Origin of the sequence: Streptomyces torulosus, from assembly GCF_001419765.1 — a bacterium.
Lineage (GTDB): Bacteria > Actinomycetota > Actinomycetes > Streptomycetales > Streptomycetaceae > Streptomyces > Streptomyces torulosus.
The window spans coordinates 1-1,594 of the sequence record NZ_LIRK01000962.1 but is presented as its reverse complement, the minus strand read 5'-3'; the positions used below and the strand labels follow the sequence as shown (position 1 = coordinate 1,594).

Annotated in this window: 1 protein-coding gene and 1 pseudogene; both read right to left on the bottom strand. The window is 72.8% G+C overall.

Annotated features, from left to right (window positions below; genetic code table 11):
• Positions 1 to 54: 54 nt before the first annotated feature.
• On the bottom strand, positions 55 to 1,095 hold the full coding sequence (locus tag AOK23_RS43105; protein ID WP_055717811.1) for an AI-2E family transporter: 1,041 nt from the start codon (positions 1,093 to 1,095) through the stop codon (positions 55 to 57).
• Between the two features lie 98 nt (positions 1,096 to 1,193).
• A pseudogene (locus AOK23_RS43100) lies at positions 1,194 to 1,594 on the bottom strand (helix-turn-helix domain-containing protein); the annotation flags it as partial.

Here is a 1,594-nt window from a genome sequence, read left to right as displayed (position 1 = left end):
AGATGTGTAATAAGAGACAGGCCCCCGGCCACGTGGTCCCCGGCCAGGCCGCCGCTAGGCGACCCCCTCCTTCGCGTACCGGTCCCGTAGCTCGTGGACGACTCCGAAGGCCGCCGCGGTGAGCGGTACCGCGAGGAGCATGCCGAGAACGCCGGCGACCGAGGCGCCCGCGGTGATGGCGATCATGACGACCGCCGGGTGCATCTGCACCGTCCGGCTCTGGATCATCGGCATGAGCACATGCCCTTCCAGCTGCTGCACGGCGAGCACGATCCCGAGGACCCACAGCGCGATCACGGCCCCCCGATCGGCGAGGGCCACGAGCACCGCCACCCCACCCGAGACCACGGCGCCGAGATACGGGATGTACGCGCCGACGAACACGAGCGCGGCGAGCCCGACCGCGCCCGGCACATCGAGGATCAGCAACCCGACCCCGATGCACGTGGCGTCGATGAGCGCCACGAGGGTCGTCCCGCGCATGAAGCCCTCGACGGCCTCGAACGCCCGCCGCGCGATGGCCTCCACCGTGTCGGCGAGCCCGCACGGCGACAACGCCCGGATGGTTCCGGACACCCGGTCGGCGTCCCGCAGGAAGAAGAAGACGAGCAGCAGCGCGAGGACGGCCATGGCGATGGCCTCGCCGACGACGCTCACCCCGCTGATGACGTTGGACGCCGCCGTGCTCCCGAACCTGCCCAGCAACTCCTTGGCGTTGGCGGCGAGATCGTCCAGCGAGGTGCCGGCCGCACCGAAGTGCCGGGTGACGTCCTCGGCCGCGTCCCTGAGGGAGGCGATGATCTGGTCCCCGGTGCCGATGAGCGCGGCGGCCACGACGTAGACGGCTCCGCCCACGACCGCGACCACCGCGACGCAGGTGAGGCCCGCGGCGAGCGACCGGTGCATCCGCGCCCTGACCAGCCGCCGGTGCAACGGCCCGAGCAACGCGGCCCCCAGCAGGGCGAGCAGCACCGGCGTGACGGCCGTCCTGAACTCCACGCACAGCCGGATCCCCACGTACACGACCCCGGCGACGAGCAGCACGACGGCACACCAGGCGGCGAGACGCCGCACGGGTTCGGGGAGCAGCTGCACCCCTCCAGCGGACCACGGCCACCCTCACCCTGTCGTGCGCGGACGCCCCGGCCGGGTGACGCGAGCGGCCGGCCGGACCCGTGCGGGTCGCCCGCGACTCATTCGCGCCCGGTCGGGTCGCGGCCGATCAGGAACAGCTGCGCGTCTCCCGCGCCACCGGCGCCGGTGGCGTCGGCGCAGCCCTCCGCCACCGCGACCGCCCCCTTCTCCTCGGGGCCGCCGCGCATACCGACGCAGACGTCCGCGTCGCCCCGCCCCGGCCGCAACCGCCACGCGCCCTTGGGGCCCTTGCCGGTGCCCTCGGCCCGTTCGATGCGGAACAGCTGGGAGGAGCCGCCGACCTTGCAGTCGTCCCAAGGCTCGAACATGTGCTGGAACTCGCTGTCGCTGAGCAGGGTGAGACAGCCCTTGCCGTGCCGCGGGTGGTCCCACTGGATGCGGTAGTACCCGTCGTCCGCCCGCAGCAGATACGTCTTCGGCGGCACGGCAAGGGCTGTCT